The 15,387-nt window shown below is 42.6% G+C and carries 13 protein-coding genes; 7 read left to right on the top strand and 6 right to left on the bottom strand.

Annotated features, from left to right (window positions below):
* The first annotated feature begins 107 nt into the window (after positions 1 to 107).
* A complete protein-coding gene (locus tag EPB74_RS06775; RefSeq protein ID WP_274903491.1) occupies positions 108 to 773 on the top strand; it encodes a TetR/AcrR family transcriptional regulator in 666 nt (221 codons plus the stop codon).
* A gap of 145 nt (positions 774 to 918) precedes the next feature.
* Here the strand turns inward: EPB74_RS06775 and EPB74_RS06770 are convergent, their stop codons facing one another.
* Positions 919 to 2,331 carry a uracil-xanthine permease family protein gene (locus EPB74_RS06770; RefSeq protein WP_274903489.1) on the bottom strand — a complete coding sequence of 471 codons (1,413 nt, stop codon included), beginning with the start codon at positions 2,329 to 2,331 and terminating at the stop codon, positions 919 to 921.
* A 679-nt stretch (positions 2,332 to 3,010) separates the two neighbouring features.
* On the opposite strand from EPB74_RS06770, the gene EPB74_RS06765 reads away from it, so the two are divergent.
* Complete coding sequence (locus EPB74_RS06765; RefSeq protein ID WP_274903487.1) at positions 3,011 to 5,077, top strand: TonB-dependent receptor domain-containing protein; 2,067 nt, start codon at positions 3,011 to 3,013, stop codon at positions 5,075 to 5,077.
* Positions 5,078 to 5,231: 154 nt separating this feature from the next.
* The gene (locus EPB74_RS06760; RefSeq protein WP_274903486.1) at positions 5,232 to 6,602 is read left to right on the top strand and encodes a PepSY-associated TM helix domain-containing protein; all 1,371 of its coding nucleotides are present in this window, start codon (positions 5,232 to 5,234) and stop codon (positions 6,600 to 6,602) included.
* Between the two features lie 24 nt (positions 6,603 to 6,626).
* On the opposite strand, the gene EPB74_RS06755 is transcribed toward EPB74_RS06760, so the two are convergent.
* From EPB74_RS06755 to EPB74_RS06740, 4 genes are all read right to left on the bottom strand, one after another.
* Positions 6,627 to 7,385, bottom strand: a complete 759-nt coding sequence (locus EPB74_RS06755) for an iron ABC transporter ATP-binding protein (RefSeq protein ID WP_274903485.1) — start codon at positions 7,383 to 7,385, stop codon at positions 6,627 to 6,629.
* A 95-nt stretch (positions 7,386 to 7,480) separates the two neighbouring features.
* Complete coding sequence (locus tag EPB74_RS06750) at positions 7,481 to 8,536, bottom strand: iron chelate uptake ABC transporter family permease subunit (RefSeq protein ID WP_274903484.1); 1,056 nt, start codon at positions 8,534 to 8,536, stop codon at positions 7,481 to 7,483.
* Positions 8,537 to 8,633: 97 nt separating this feature from the next.
* On the bottom strand, positions 8,634 to 9,719 hold the full coding sequence (locus EPB74_RS06745) for an ABC transporter permease (protein WP_274903483.1): 1,086 nt from the start codon (positions 9,717 to 9,719) through the stop codon (positions 8,634 to 8,636).
* Positions 9,720 to 9,789: 70 nt separating this feature from the next.
* Positions 9,790 to 10,842: a siderophore ABC transporter substrate-binding protein gene (locus tag EPB74_RS06740; protein ID WP_274903482.1), complete on the bottom strand. Its 1,053-nt coding sequence runs from the start codon at positions 10,840 to 10,842 to the stop codon at positions 9,790 to 9,792.
* A 444-nt stretch (positions 10,843 to 11,286) separates the two neighbouring features.
* On the opposite strand from EPB74_RS06740, the gene EPB74_RS06735 reads away from it, so the two are divergent.
* The 3 genes from EPB74_RS06735 (at position 11,287) to EPB74_RS06725 (ending at position 13,449) form a co-directional block, all read left to right on the top strand.
* The gene (locus EPB74_RS06735; protein WP_274903481.1) at positions 11,287 to 12,165 is read left to right on the top strand and encodes an energy transducer TonB; all 879 of its coding nucleotides are present in this window, start codon (positions 11,287 to 11,289) and stop codon (positions 12,163 to 12,165) included.
* 84 nt (positions 12,166 to 12,249) lie between these two features.
* The gene (locus EPB74_RS06730) at positions 12,250 to 12,939 is read left to right on the top strand and encodes a MotA/TolQ/ExbB proton channel family protein (protein WP_274903479.1); all 690 of its coding nucleotides are present in this window, start codon (positions 12,250 to 12,252) and stop codon (positions 12,937 to 12,939) included.
* A gap of 108 nt (positions 12,940 to 13,047) precedes the next feature.
* Positions 13,048 to 13,449: an ExbD/TolR family protein gene (locus EPB74_RS06725; RefSeq protein WP_274903478.1), complete on the top strand. Its 402-nt coding sequence runs from the start codon at positions 13,048 to 13,050 to the stop codon at positions 13,447 to 13,449.
* Between the two features lie 240 nt (positions 13,450 to 13,689).
* Here the strand turns inward: EPB74_RS06725 and EPB74_RS06720 are convergent, their stop codons facing one another.
* Positions 13,690 to 14,229, bottom strand: coding sequence for a DUF2799 domain-containing protein (locus EPB74_RS06720; protein WP_274903477.1), 540 nt, complete (start codon positions 14,227 to 14,229; stop codon positions 13,690 to 13,692).
* A gap of 314 nt (positions 14,230 to 14,543) precedes the next feature.
* Between EPB74_RS06720 and EPB74_RS06715 the strand changes: the two genes are divergently transcribed.
* Positions 14,544 to 15,140, top strand: a complete 597-nt coding sequence (locus tag EPB74_RS06715) for a hypothetical protein (RefSeq protein ID WP_274903476.1) — start codon at positions 14,544 to 14,546, stop codon at positions 15,138 to 15,140.
* The last annotated feature ends 247 nt before the right edge of the window (positions 15,141 to 15,387 follow it).

Here is a 15,387-nt window from a genome sequence, read left to right as displayed (position 1 = left end):
CTGTTATTGGCTATATTTCATAAAATTAAGACGATAATTTACTGTCTGTCCTAATAATATACTGGAATATGGTCGTTTATTCACCATAATGTCTAACGGTTTATTCCATGACTCAAAATTGCAAAGAAAACCCACCTAGTTCCTCTGAGAATACCGTTCATCGTAATCAGCAGGATATTCGTGCACAAAATCAAGCGGTGATTTTGACCGCCGCTGAAGAAGAGTTCGTGCTGCAAAGTTATCGCGGTGCCACTATGCAAGGTATCGCGGATCGAGCAGGGCTACCAAAAGCCAATATTCATTATTACTTTAAAAATAAGAAAAATCTATACAAAGTGGTCTTGCGTTCTATTATTCAAGAATGGAATGAGGGGTTGGTGACGATGACGGTGGATAGTGATCCAAAAACGGTTATTGAAAAGTTCGTCCGTACCAAATTACATCAAGCGTTTGCCAATCCAAATCGCCATAAGCTGTTTGCCCTTGAGGTCATCGGAGGGGCACCGCATTTACATGATTTCATGTCAACGGTGATGAAAGACTGGGCGCTTGATAAAACACAGGTAATGAAAACATGGCACGAGCAAGGCAGAATCGCTATTGCTGATCCGCTTCAACTATTGATTTTAATTTGGGCAACAACACAGCGATATGCAGAGTTTGAAACAGAAATCGTCGGCTTGATGCAAAAAGAGGCTTACGATGAGCAAGATGAAGCCCGTGCTGCTGACTTTTTAGTACCGTTTATCTTACGCGGTTGTGGCATCGAATAAGTTTATAAGCTTATTATATATAATTATCCTAAAACCCCTTTAATGATACAAGCTTTATTAAGATTGATATCATTAAAGTAGAGCTTAAGACTCAGCAGAATATTCTGCTGAGTCTTTATTTTATCTCATCAATAACATTGCTATCTTAAGAGGCTTTTTTGAGAATATTTATCTGTTCTTCAACTTTAGCATTTTGCTCTGGTGTGTCGTATTCAGAGCCATAGTTCTTCGGTAAAATCATATCAAGGGTGATAGCGACTACACCCGCCATCGTTACGGCTGAACCAAAGATATTACGGAACAACTGCGGTGTTTGGGCGAATACATCAGGGACAAAGGCAATACCCATTGCTAGACCTAGTGTGGTTGCAATAATCAAGATATTACGATGGGTAAAATCAACCGTTGATAAAATGCGAATACCAGCAGTGGCTACGGTGGCAAACATTAATAGCGTGACACCGCCAACCACTGGTTTTGGTAGTTGGGTAAAGATAGCACCAAGGACAGGGAACAGACCCATCGTGAAGATGATAGCAGCGACATAAAGACCAACATAGCGACTGGCAATACCAGTCATTTGAATCACGCCGTTATTCTGGCTAAAGGTCGTCACTGGGAAAGTGTTAAATACGGCAGCAATCAAAGAGTTAACACCATCACCTAATACGCCGCCTTTAATACGTTTTTCGTATACCGGACCTTTAATAGGTTCGCCTGAAATCATTGAGGTCGCGGTTAAGTCACCTGAGGTCTCAATACTAGTGATGACATACATAAAGGCGATAGGAATAAACGCCTGCCAGTCAAAGCCAAAACCAAATTTAAAAGGGACTGGTATAGTAAGTAAAGGTGCTTCAGAGACTAACGAGAAGTCAATACGTCCCATAAACATTGCCGCGATTAAGCCTAGCATCAGACCAATAAAGATAGCACTAGAGCGAATGACTTTGTTATCGATAATACTGATTAGTACCACACTCACCAGTACACCACCGCCTAGTAATAGGTTCTCCATACTACCGAAGTTCTCAGCACCAACGCCACCTGCCAAATCGGTCAAACCAGTCTTGGTCAATGACAGACCAATAGTGACAATGACACAACCGGTCACGATAGGGCTCATCAACGATTTAAGCTTAGTAATGAACTGACTTAAGAATATCTCAATGAATGCGCCAAGGAATGAGACCCCAAAGATGACAGAGAGAATCTCTTCTGGACTACCACCTTTATTTTTTACCACAAAACCAGCGGCAAGCACGGCGGCTAAGAAACCAAAGCTGGTGCCTTGTAGTGCCATAAGGCCGGAACCTACCGGACCAACCTTACGTGTCTGAATAAAGGTCGCAACCCCAGATACCATCAAAGACATACTGATCAGGTAGGGAATGTGTTCCCCTAAGCCTAAGGCACCGCCAATGATTAAAGAAGGGGTAATAATACCGACAAAAGCGGCAAGTACGTGCTGTATAGCACCCAAAAATGCTTTGGCGGGGGCAGGACGGTCATGCAGTCCATACAGTAAATCGGGGTTCCCTTGAGTATGTTCACTCATCTTAACTTCCTTGTAAAGTGAGTTTTAGTCCAAACTCTGTGCAGATAATTAAGCAAAATTTCGAATAAACAAATGAGATAGGCAAATTGCTAGCTCTCTAAAGATACACATTGCTAATCCATCTACCAAAGCGTTGCACTTATCTTGATGTTAATAAATATAAGCAGATAGCTATTGTTTTTTAATCTGACTAATAGTCGTAATTTTAAACCTGACTAATTAGTCAACTATCTAAGGGTATAGGCAAACGACCGCATATTGCAATGATTTTTTTATATAAAAGGTTTATTGATCGAAATTGACTGATGGATTAGCACAACTTGTTGGTGGCTAAAATCACTGAGAGAGCCGTATCTTAAAGGTTTACATATCTAGCAGAGACAAAGTAAAAAGCATACATAATTTATCGATATAAATTTCTGACATTAATTATTGCCAAATTGTTAATACTTCGTTATTATGCCTCTCATTATTAAACGCTAATCATTATCATTAACATTAATAATGTTATTCGCGTATTGCCTTGGCTATTATTTAAATACCAAGCTTAGTTTTTATTCAAACACCAACCTTTTAAAAGGTTGTTTTGGTACAGACCATTGATAGCTGGTTTTGAAATTAATTTTCAAACGTCGTTCTTAAAATCCTAATTTTTGATAGTAGATAAAGTGAGTGTGTTATGCGTGAAGTAAAGTTTTCTAGTCGATTGAGCGTATTGTCCATGGGCGTGGCAGCGGTACTATGGTCACAAGGCTCGCAAGCGGCGAGTGCAGCCGCTGTAGAAGATATGCCTAGTACCACATTACAAACCATCACGGTGACAGCCAATCGCTCGGTACGTGATAGCGTGCAAGCGGATTCTGTTTATATAGATGACTATACGCCAGCTGCACAAGCGAGTCACTTGAACGACTTTTTGGATGTTGTGCCAGGGGTCACTGTGGGTGGTACCTCGTCAATCAATCAGCGTATACGTGTACGCGGCCTTGATGATACCAACCTAAAAGTAACGATTGATGGTGCGCGTCAAGAAGGCGCATTGTTCTACCATATGGGCGATGTCACTATCGATCCTGACTTGCTAAAAGCGGCAAAAGTATCAGTCGGTAATAACTCAGTGACGCTAGGTAATGACGCTTTAGGCGGTGCTGTCGCCTTTGAGACGGTGGATGCTGCTGATCTTTTGAAACCAGGTCAAAAAATCGGTGCCAAACTACACGCAGGTTATGCCAGCAATAATGATGAGTTATTAACTTCTGCAACCGTCTATGCCGCACCAACTGATAATATCGATTTGCTTGCTTATTATGGTAAGCGTGATGCAAATTCTGGCGAAGACGGTGAAGGTCGTGAGCTTTTTGAAGACAGCGAAGGCGAAAATATTTTGCTAAAAGCTGGCGCTTATATTGCCGATGATCACCGCGTAGGCGCAAGCTTCAGTCGTACTGATAAAGAAGGTATCTTTCCCTTTCGTCCAGACTTTCCGAGCTTAACCGATGACCCAATACCGCAAAAGGTAAATCGAGATACTTATACGCTTGATTACAACTTTAACCCGTCAAGTTCGCTGGTAGATGTAGATGTAGATATCTACAAAACTGAAACAGAAATTTCACGTGATAACAAACCCAAAATATCGCCAGGTTACGACTGGAACGCTAAAGTAAAAACCACGGGCGCCAAAGTTGAAAATACCAGCGTTGTTGATACTGCTACGGGCCGTCATAAGCTAATTGCAGGTGCGGAGCATTATAAAAAAGAATCTGATATGTCACGAGATAATCAGAGTCAAGGTAGCGACAGTGCAAAAAATACGTCAGTATATCTAGAAGATCAGTGGCAGATGGGTAAGTTTAGCTTAACGCCAGGCGTTCGCTATGATCGTTACGAGTCACCTGAATATGTGGCTGGTGGTAAGACCTATGATAATGTGGTTGGTGCCTTAGCGGCCAGTTATGAGATTGCACCGAGTACACAGGTTTTCGCTAGCTATACGCAGTTGTTTAATGGCCCAGACTTAGGACAAGCTACATTTAATAGCAATGGTGATGGTATTTATGTCAATAATGACCTAAAGCCAGAAGAAGGCTATAACTCTGAAGTGGGTGTTGCGACGACACTGCGAGGGTTAACTATAGCTGATGATGCTCTGCAGTTAAGCGCAAAATACTTTAAGTCGAATATTGAAAACTTTCAGCAGTTTATGCGCACAGGTAATCGACCGGGTAGAGAAGGGCTTGATTGTGAGACCGGTGCAATAGGCGGTGATTGCCAAGGTATATATAATAGCGCTGAAGATTATGAGATTAAAGGGGTTGAGCTAGCAGCCGACTATAGCACTCGTAACTTTGGTATGGGTCTAAGCTATTCGCGAGCGCGTAGTGAAGGCAGTGAAACAGGCAATAGCATTCCATCAGTGAGTGGCGGTAGTGCTGACTCGGGCGATCGTTACATGGTGAACTTAAATTATGAGCCAAGTGATGTCGTTGGTCTAGGCTGGCGCAGTACTTACGTAGCATCAATTACAGATAATAATGGAGATACTAAGCCAAATTATGATGTGCACGATGTGTATATGAACTATTCACCACGTCAGCTTGAGGGCGTAAAAGCAACAGTTGGAGTATACAACCTGTTTGATGAAACTTATGCAAGTCACTCATCTCGCTACAACGCTATTAAAGATGAGAGTACTGACTTTGACATGGGTCGCAATATCAAAGCGTCTTTAACGTATCAATTCTAAGCACATTAAAGTTTGATTGTATGTAAAAAGCCAGCTGTCTTTATATGAGCGCTGGCTTTTTTATTGCCAGTGAGTTTCCAAATCTGTGCTAACAGCAATAACAAACCATTTTTAACCGCCAATCAAAATAACAAATAATAAAGAACCAATATCAATGATTTCATCCCCATTTAATTTGCGTCATACCTGCCTATGGGTTCATCGTTATACTGGACTTGCGATGGCAGGTTTTTTAATTATTGCTGGAGTTACCGGTACGCTATTGGCATTTCATCATGAGCTTGATGAGGTGTTTAATCATCAACTGGCTTATATAGACAACCAAGACACACCGCAACTACCGATTGCCGTCCTTCATGACGCCGTTATTAGCGCTTATCCAAAACATGATTTTTCGAGTATGCCGACCTCCATTGAGCCTGATAGATCGGCAGTCTTTACAGTTGATAGAGTACGAGATAAAGGGGCGAAAAAACAGCCCAAAGCCCAGTCAAAAAATCAGCCACTATCAGAGTTTCAAGAAGTCTATGTTAATCCTTACAATGGTCATATCGTTGGTACCCGCGATAAGGATGAATGGGCGTGGCGTAATACCATGTATAAGGTATTTTGGCTGCATCGAGATTTACTGCTAGGTGATATCGGTAAGTTAATATTAGGCATTGTGGCGTTAGTTTGGACGATTAATTGCTTTATTGGCTTTTATTTAACTTTTCCAAGAGCCGTTAAAAATAGCAATAAGAATAATAAAGCTAAGAATAAGCAGACCAATAAAAAACGCGCCTCTTTTTTTAAACGCTGGCTTCCTGCTTGGAAAATTCGTACCAAGAGTAATATATTTAAGCTCAATTATGATTTGCATCATGCGTTTGGCTTGTGGCTTTGGCTGATATTATTGGTCATTGCATGGTCGAGTGTTGGCTTTAATTTAAAGCAAGTCTATCAGCCAGTCATGCAAGCAGTGGTGGGACTTGAGGGGCGAGAGGAGAAGTCCAGCAAGTTCAGTAAACCAAGCGCACAGTCTGTATCAGATGCTAAGCCATTTAATGATGCGGCTAACGCAGCCGATATGGTTACTAAAGCCAATAGTATTGCCTATTTAAGCAGGCAAGCAGATATTGCTGCCCAAAAAAATGGCGTAGAAATACAACAGCTATTGGGTATTCGCTGGGTAGAAGAGGACAATCAATGGCAAATGCGCTTTAAAACCAACAAAGACATCGGCAAAAAAGGCGGGGCGTCATCGATCACGGTCCATGCAAAAACAGGCAGCGTCGAGCGCGTTAATTTTGGTTATCAAAGCTCGTTTGGCAGTAAAGTCGACCAATGGCTGTCAACATTGCATATGGGTCATATCAGTTATGGCTTGGGACATCTGCTATATCAGATTTTCTTAGCAGTAATTGGTCTAGCCGTCATTATATTGTCAGCCACTGGGGTTTATTTGTGGTGGAAAGGACGACAACAACGCTTAAAAATGTCGCGAGATATAAAGAAAAGTATAATAAACATTACTGACGTATAGCGTTATTCAACACCTAGCTGTTCATCAAAAACTATCAACAATCACTGGACGACCCTGATGATTCAGCACCGTAACGTCAACATTGTATAGTTCTTTCATCGTTGCTTGCGTGATGACATCAACCGGTCGACCGACTGCCATCACTTTACCTTCTTTCATTGTTACTACCGTATCGGCGAATTGGGCGGCTTGATTGATATCATGTAAGACGATCACTACCGTTTTTTGCTGGTGATGACTTAACTCATGCAGCTCGCGCATCAAGCGTCCAGCATGATACATATCCAAATTGTTCAACGGCTCGTCGAGCAATAAATACGGCGTATCTTGGCAGACAATCATCGCAATCAACACCCGTTGCCGTTGTCCACCTGATAAGGACGATAAAAAGCGCTCGGCAAGTGGCTCAAGCTCAAAGCGTTCGATTATTTCTTGCACTTTTTGCTGATCGTTCGCTGTTGGCTGCCCTTGATGATATGGATAGCGCCCAAACATCAGCAGCTCATGCACGCGCAGTCGCCCTTGCACTTGATTGTCTTGCCCAAGCATTGCCACCGTTTTAGACAAGGTTCGTGCATGACAGCTGACGATATCATGTTCAGCAAAACTCACTTGTCCAGACTGCAATGGTTGCAGGCGTGCCATCAGTGAAAACAAGGTGGATTTACCAGCGCCATTAGGGCCAATAAGGGCAATCACTTGTGCGCTTGCTAACGATAGGCTGATATCATGTAGAATCTGCTGCTTACCAATGTGATGCGAGATATTATCTAGTTTAATCATAGTGGTTTCTGTCTTTAGGATTTCTGTCTTTAGAGTTTCCGTCTTTAGAAAAGGTCAAATTTGTTATTTTTATTCTGACTGTTGATGATTAACCATTAACGACGTTGGGTCATAAAAATTAATAATAAAAATACCAAGCCGCCTGCCAATTCAATGACGACCGATAATACGCCTGCCATGCCCAGTATTTGCTCAAATATGGTCTGACCAAGTACCAAGCAAATCATCGCCACCAAGCTGACCAATATCAGCCGCTCGCTGTGATACATATGACGAGCGATGCGATTGGTTAACGCGCAGACCAATAGGCCGAAAAAAGTCACTGGACCCACCAATGCGGTGGCAGTGGCAACCAATACTGCAATGACGGTTAATAGCCCAAATGCTAGGCGTTGATAATTAATACCCAAATTAATCGCTTGTGCCTTGCCAAGCATCAATACATCGCATTGATAGCGCCAGCGCCAGATAAACAGCGCACTAATAACACAAATAGAAATACTAATACCCAGTAGCTGCGGATTGACCGTATTAAATTGTGCGTAACTGGCAGATTGCACCACCACAAAGTCATCAGGATTAATCAACCGTGCAATTAGTGCGGATAGGCTGCGAAACAATACCCCAAAGATAACACCCACTAATATCAGCCGCGTCAAATCCTGACTGCTTTTTGAAAACAGCAGTCGAAATAGCAATAATGACGCGCCAAACATTAAGATGATTTCAAGCGTAAATTTGACGATTGGGTTGATACTGGTAAAGTTAATTGCGCCTAAGAAAAACACCAATAAGCTTTGTAGCAAGACATATAGCGAGTCAAAACCTAATAAAGAGGGCGTGAGGATAGGGTTATGGGTCAAGGTTTGAAACAATAAGGTTGAGACGCCAATTGCATAACCAACCACCATTAATGCCAGCAGTTTTTTACCCCGTAGCGGCAAAGCAAAATCCCAATAGCCATTGACGTTAATGGTCAAAAATAAAATAGCTGAGATGAGTAAGATAATGGTAGCAATGGATTTTGGATGTTGAGTGACTGTTGTCCAAAGTCGTAACCACAGCCTTGCTAAAAATGATAATTCGGCATGCCCTGATGACTCACTATGAGTATCCGTATCTGTGGTGGTGGAGGCAGAATGTAAAAGCATACGCTAATCTTATAAAAGAGAATGGCAAGTAAGATGATCAAAGTGTCATAGTTATGGCAAAAACTATGAGTCCGTTATAATGAGCCTGTTATAAATGTCATGACTCCGCAGGAGCACGTAATAATAGCCATAAAAACAATACCGTGCCGACCACCCCAAAAACAGTAGCAACAGGCACTTCAAATGGATAGCGGATGGAGCGCCCGATAATATCGCAGAGCAGTACAGCTGAGGCACCCAATAGCGCGACTGCTGGCAAGCTACGCCGCAACTTATCACCCATCAATCGGCTGACAATATTGGGCACGACCAAACCAATAAAGGGAATCATGCCAACCGTCACGACGACGACAGCGCTCATCATCGCCACCATCCCAACGCCCATCCACGTGACTTGCCGTTTACTAATGCCTAAATTGAGCGCTATATTATCGCCCAAACCGACGATGGTCAGTTTGTCGGCAATAATATAAGCGATGACACACAGCCCACCTGTTAGCCATAACAGCTCATAACGACCGGCTAATACACCAGAGAAGTCACCAAATTGCCAAACGCTTAGCATCTGTAACGATTCAGTTTGATAGGCGATAAACGTCGTCACCGCCTCAATAATGCCGCCAAAAACAATGCCAATCAGTGGAATCATCAAAAAATCAGTCGGCGGAATGCGGTGGATTAACAGCATAAATAGCATCATGCCAAATACCGCAGTAATGGTTGCCACGCCCATTTTGACAATGAGCGCACTGGCTGGAAACAGCAAGCTGACCACTAATAATCCTAGCGCTGCACTTTGAGTAGCACCGACCATTGATGGCTCAACGAAGCGGTTTTTTAGCACCACTTGAATAATCATCCCAGCAACCGCCATGGAAACACCGGTCAAAATGATCGCAATAGTACGTGGTAGTCGGCTGACCAGCAGCAGTGAGCTGTCGGAGTTGGCGCTATGGTTGATAAGACTTTGCCATATACCCGACCATGAAAAGTCCGCCACGCCAATTGATAAACTTAATAACACCAATAGCCCCATAATAATGAAGCTAGCGGTATTTATCAGCCACGGCGGTATTGCGGCACGTCGATGTTTGGGATTAATGCTATTGCTGGTGCTTTGCCAACTTGACGAAGCGGCTGGTAAAGCAGCGCTGGCGTGAGCACGAGGTGAAAATAACGACATAACGGCTACTGGCTTAAAAATAAGGAGTGGCAACTGACATTAATAGTAGCTGCCCGAAAAGTAATAGCGTTTATTTAGCGCTAGCAAAGGCGTTTTTAATCGTGGTTAAATCCTGCATCCACTGATAATAGCCACCAAAGGCAAGATAAGAGTCTGGGCTAAGGTAAACCACTTGATCTTTACTCCATGCATTGGTTTGTGCGACTAATGGATTATCCAATACTGCTTTGGCACCGGCACCATCTTCACCAATTGCTGCGCTGCGATCGATGACAAATAGCCAGTCTGGATTGGTTTTTTGGATATACTCAAAAGAGATGGGCTGACCGTGACGCGCATCTGAGATTTGGTCATCTGCCATTGGGATATTGAGTACCGTATGAATAAAGCCATAGCGCGACTTGTCACCGTAGGTGGATAGCTTGTTGCCATTGACCATGACGACTAAGCCTGTACCCTTTTCTTTAGTCAAGGTTTTAGTCTCATCAATGAGACCGTCGATATTTTCTTGCAGCTTAGCCGCTTGATCGCTTTTACCAAATAATGCGCCCAAATCATGTAAGCGCTGCTTGCTTGATGCATAAATATTTGCAGTATCAATACTCATATCAAGCGTCGGCGCGATGCTTGATAGCGCATCGTATTTTTCTGCCATACGCGAGCCGACCAAGATAGCTTGTGGCTGCATCGCATTTAACGCTTCAAGATTTGGCTCAAATACCGTACCGACATCTTTTGGTTCAGGCTGTGTCTTAGAATGTAAGTTATCTAATTTTAGACCACTTGGCATGCCATCGACAGCGACATCAAGTGCTGCTAAGTCCTGCATTAACGTCATGTCATAGACCACCAGCGGTGATGGATTCATTGCTAATTCGACATCTCCTTTCACCGTATCGACGGCGATAGTTGCCACAGAAACAGCGTCATTATTGGCGACATTCGAGGCATTATCAGCCGTTTGGTTTTCAGTCTTGGCATCTGCTGGCTCAGAGTCGTTTGACTCAGGTGAGCTACAACCTGCCAAACTGATAGTAGCAACGAGTGCTGTCATCATGGCAGCCAATAAGGGACGTTTAAAAACAGGGGTAGCTTTGTGGCTAGAAGAGAGGGTAGTAGACATAAATAACTCGGTATATCATGGGTTTGAGCAGTTTTTTATAAAATCTGCTAGATAAAAAATGGTTTGTTTGACGTTAATAAAGTGTTTTTTTATGCTGACTTTCATCGATGGTTGGATATTTTATAGTCTTAATTTTTTCGACGATTCATTTGTAATTGGAATGACAAACGAGCAACCATAATAAAGTAATTGAGACTTATTATCAATATTAATGATAATGATTTTTATTAACAGTGATCGTTATCAAGGCTAAGTCTCACTATAAAAACCTATGCCAAACTTAGTTTTAGTCCGAGAAATCGTATGCAATTGCTGAAATATTAGAAATTTACTATTGATAATAGTTATCGTTTGCATTATTATCACCATCATTCTATGACGGTTAAATGTTAGGGTGTTATGAGTTCAACGGATTTAGACGCGCCACCACTTAGATCAGTACTCATGGCTATTATTATAGTGGTGGGACTACACGTGCTCACGGCGGTCGCGCTAGTGGCGATGAAACCATCGGCACCTAAAGTGGCGTTACCAAAAGAAACGCCACCTATTGAGATACAAATGGTGACGCTGCCTGCCGAGATTAAAGAGCCAGAGGTTGCGATGGATACAGCTGAGCCTGTAAAACCTATACAGCCACAGCCTAAATCTGTCGCTACCACTAAACCTAAAATAGCGAAAGAATCTCAGCCGCTAGCGAAGACTAAGCCAGCTGTCAAACCAGCGGCAACATCAGAAAATCCTAAAACGAAGACGCAACCTGATACAACCAAGGCTGTAGAAAACGAACCTTTTAAACATAAAGTAAAACCGCAAGAGTCAATATCAACAGTTCAAGCGGATGCTTTAGCCGCTGATAACGAACGTAAAATATTGGCAGCACAAGCTGAAAAAGCAGCACAGCAAGCTCATGCCAAAGCTGCTCAAGAAGCTAAAAGATTAGCGGATGCTAAAGAAGCGGCAGAAGTAAGAGCGTCTAAAGAAGCAGACGCCGCTGCCAAAGCCGCTGCGGCTGCCGCAAGTGATACACCTGTAAACTTTACCGCCAGCGCTGCCAATTGGTCATCTGCACCGAACTTTAGCTTTCCCGATCGCGCAGCCCGTCGAGCTCATTCAGGTGATACTCTCAACGTTGTGCTGGTATTGAGAGTCAATAAACAGGGCGGCATTGATAGTGTGCGTGTCGCCCAGTCTTCTGGAAATGCGGCATTGGATAAAGAAGCACAGCGTCAAGTACGCTCTGGCAAATTTAAACCCTTTATGAAAAATGGTGCAGCGGTCGTCGGTAATGTCACGTTGCCCATCGCTTATACCGTCCCGTAGACATACGGCATAATATATTAACTCGCGCTACTGTCATCAATAACAAAATAGCAAGTAATGCAATAACACCTTAAGGAGTCTGACATGGACTTTACAACCTACTGGCAATATAGCGATATGGTGACCAGAACCTTGTTCTTTTTGCTACTTGCTTTATCTATTATCTCTTGGGTAACCGGTATCATACGGATACTACAAAGCCGCAAATTGGCTGCCAATGTTGCCAACGATTTGAGTCAACAGATACAGAGCAAACAAGCTTATTTGATAGATTCTGACGCCGCTACTCGCCGATTGATTACTGAGCAGACATTACTTAAACATATCGGTCGTTACCGTTTTGCCAGTGAGCGTGGATTACCTGTCCTCGGTACGACGGCAGCGATTGCGCCATTTATAGGATTGTTTGGAACGGTATGGGGCATTTTTCATGCCCTGCATAATATTGGTGTGAGTGGACAGGCGGGATTGGGACAAGTTGCAGGACCCGTTGGCGAAGCGCTTATTATGACAGGCTTGGGGATCGCAGTTGCGATTCCAGCAGTGGTGTTTTATAACCTTGCAGTGCGTATCAATCGCCGCGTCATGTACCATGCCAATGATAGAGCGCATGATTTATTGGCGCAATCTACTGAGCTAGCAGCCATACAACAACCGTCAATAGACAGTAAATCTACCGCTATTCAAGCTCAGTTAGCGAAAGGTATTAATGCAGATACACAAGCCACTCAACAAACAGAACATTATCATAAATCAGCGCCATCGCAGCTGTAACCCTTATTCACTGATAGGGCAGTAAGTTAAAAGAAAACAAAACAAAGCTATAGATAAGCTAGAAATTAATAGCTGCAATGATGATAAAAAAACGTATTGAGAATAATTATGGCATTTCAATTGGGTGATGATGATGTTCAAAGCATGAATGAGATGAACCTCATTCCGCTAATCGATGTCATGTTGGTATTGATGATTATCTTTTTATTGACGGCGACCGTGCTAAACCCGACCGTGCCATTAGATTTACCAAAGACCAGCGCTGAGTTAAATGAGACACCGCCAGAGGCTATTCAAATCAGTATCGATAAAGATGCAGGAATATTTTGGGACAGTGATCCCATTAGTATGGAAGAGCTGGAGATGCGCTTGCAACAACAAAGTGCAGCGGGTAAAGATCCTTCGGTACAACTGCGCGCGGATAAAGAAGGTAAATACGATACCGTGGCGCAAGTATTAGCGGCTGCCAGTCAAGTAGGATTGACTAAAATAGCTTTTGTTAATGAATAATCGTTAAAGCCACAAGCCTGCTAAAAATACCAGCACGCTTATCAATAAAAAAACAACCAAGATAATAAGAAGAATAATTAAAATAATAAATTTTTCCTCCGGCCTCGCATGGGTAACCTTGTGAGGTTTCCTTTATGTAAGATTCCTTTATTTTATCGCCGACTTAATGCTTACAATAACTGCTCTCAAACTCAGTCAAAATTAATCACATTTATATAAGGTATTATCCTGCCTAAGTCATTACCAACCATAACCAAATGGACGATAACCATAACCGAAGGGTCTAGGACCATAACCGAAGGGATAAGGCGAACGCAAGTAATCAAGGTCGCGTTGGCGGATATAGTAGTAGCGCCCTTGTGCGTAGGCTTCTTCCAGCTTTTCGATACCCTCAAGTGGGCAAACAGGCTGCCAGTCATAACCTTCGCGACCAAGCTTATAGGCATTGAGCTCAGTGCAGTATTTTTTCAGTCCTTGCTGGCGTCCTTGTTCCCACTGGATACGATTAGGCATTGGACCGCCTACCTTTGCGCAGCTATCGGCATAATGACCAAAGTAAGCGCCTGAGCGTCCACGGATACCGTCAGCATAGCCCACTTCTTGCCAGTTGCTACTTTGACACTGCTGCGGCGTTAAGCTCTGGGTCGTTGCACAGCCCGATAAAGTGAACAAAGCCGCGCCCATCAGCGATAGGGTAATACTGGATTTACTCATAACTTTACTGACCAATTGAGTAGCAAAAATAACGGTCGATGAGTTTCGCTTAATAATATTATTCATAATAAACCTGCGCGCGTTTAAAATTATGGTTTATCATAGCACTTTTTTATACGTACAACTTTTTGTATCTTGTTATTGAACGAGTAGCTTTCTGTACTAAGTATCTGATATGTCACTATAAATATTAGCGGCTTTGTCTGTTTGCTTGTCTTACGATAATAGATATTCTACCAAGCGATAATTTATATACATGCTCTCTATTCTTCTTGATTTTTGAGAGCTCACACGCATTATAAATACGATAATCAAAGTCAGTCATATATAAAAATTAGCGCTGCTATGAGCGAACTTATTAGCTAAAAGGTCAGATTGTCATGGGTATGTGGATTGCAATTCTCATTGTACTATTCGTATTAGGGAGTATGATGGCGCTCAAACCTAACGGTATCGATCAGCGTTTAGATAAGCTGCGCATGACTGCGCGCCGCTTACAGTTGAATCCAAAGCTCATTAGCTGTCCTGACTGGATAAAGGGTAAAGACAACGAGTATGGTCGCGGGATGATGGGGCAATATTGCTTAGTATTAGAAGATACGCAGCTGCCATATACACGCTATCAAGTGATTGATGGGCAATGGCGCCCAGATAGCAACTTTGTCGATACCACTACAGATGCTACTAAGCTTAGTATTCCAAGTGCCATCCGGTCTAGTCAAAGCACTCATAATACGACTGTTAAGAAGACCAATTTCAGTTTGGACAAGGTAGCACTGGATTTGCCAGTCAGTATTGAGCCACATGTAAAGGGCTTATTGACTAAGGCTAATAGCATTGTTATTTATTGGGAAGATATTGCTTATGTGCGCCCATCGACCAATCCTGCGTATCAGCAGAAATTGATTGAGAGCGATTTATTGGCACTTAAGCAAAAGCTTGAGCAATGGGCGCTACAGATGCAGAAGAGCCTATAAATATCGCTACAAGGTAGCAAATTGTTTTTTCGTCTCCATAAACGGACGATATGCAAGTGCTTTTGACATACGGTCAGTCATTTTCAGTTGACAGTTTAAGCCTTAGCAGTGTAACGTCTTTATAACTGAATTCTTTCGTTATAGTTATCGTTCGTTTTATAACCAATTTTACTAGCAGCCATTACTACAATAATTTGCCACGCCCTTATAACCAAACCTATAAATGGCATGCTGCTAGACAACTTTT

Origin of the sequence: Psychrobacter sp. DAB_AL62B (genome assembly GCF_028895345.1) — a bacterium.
In the GTDB taxonomy this organism is placed as follows: Bacteria; Pseudomonadota; Gammaproteobacteria; order Pseudomonadales; family Moraxellaceae; genus Psychrobacter.
The sequence above is the reverse complement of the archived record's forward strand: the minus strand, read 5'-3'. Positions and strand labels throughout refer to the sequence as shown.

Coding starts and splice junctions, on each gene's coding strand:
- EPB74_RS06750 (WP_274903484.1), bottom strand. CDS start 8,536: ATGCTTTTACATTCTGCCTCCACCACCACAGATACGGATACTCATAGT.
- EPB74_RS06775 (WP_274903491.1), top strand. CDS start 108: ATGACTCAAAATTGCAAAGAAAACCCACCTAGTTCCTCTGAGAATACC.
- EPB74_RS06745 (WP_274903483.1), bottom strand. CDS start 9,719: ATGTCGTTATTTTCACCTCGTGCTCACGCCAGCGCTGCTTTACCAGCC.
- EPB74_RS06740 (WP_274903482.1), bottom strand. CDS start 10,842: ATGTCTACTACCCTCTCTTCTAGCCACAAAGCTACCCCTGTTTTTAAA.
- EPB74_RS06770 (WP_274903489.1), bottom strand. CDS start 2,331: ATGAGTGAACATACTCAAGGGAACCCCGATTTACTGTATGGACTGCAT.
- EPB74_RS06755 (WP_274903485.1), bottom strand. CDS start 7,385: ATGATTAAACTAGATAATATCTCGCATCACATTGGTAAGCAGCAGATT.
- EPB74_RS06715 (WP_274903476.1), top strand. CDS start 14,544: ATGGGTATGTGGATTGCAATTCTCATTGTACTATTCGTATTAGGGAGT.
- EPB74_RS06720 (WP_274903477.1), bottom strand. CDS start 14,229: ATGAATAATATTATTAAGCGAAACTCATCGACCGTTATTTTTGCTACT.
- EPB74_RS06760 (WP_274903486.1), top strand. CDS start 5,232: ATGATTTCATCCCCATTTAATTTGCGTCATACCTGCCTATGGGTTCAT.
- EPB74_RS06735 (WP_274903481.1), top strand. CDS start 11,287: ATGGCTATTATTATAGTGGTGGGACTACACGTGCTCACGGCGGTCGCG.
- EPB74_RS06765 (WP_274903487.1), top strand. CDS start 3,011: ATGCGTGAAGTAAAGTTTTCTAGTCGATTGAGCGTATTGTCCATGGGC.
- EPB74_RS06725 (WP_274903478.1), top strand. CDS start 13,048: ATGGCATTTCAATTGGGTGATGATGATGTTCAAAGCATGAATGAGATG.
- EPB74_RS06730 (WP_274903479.1), top strand. CDS start 12,250: ATGGACTTTACAACCTACTGGCAATATAGCGATATGGTGACCAGAACC.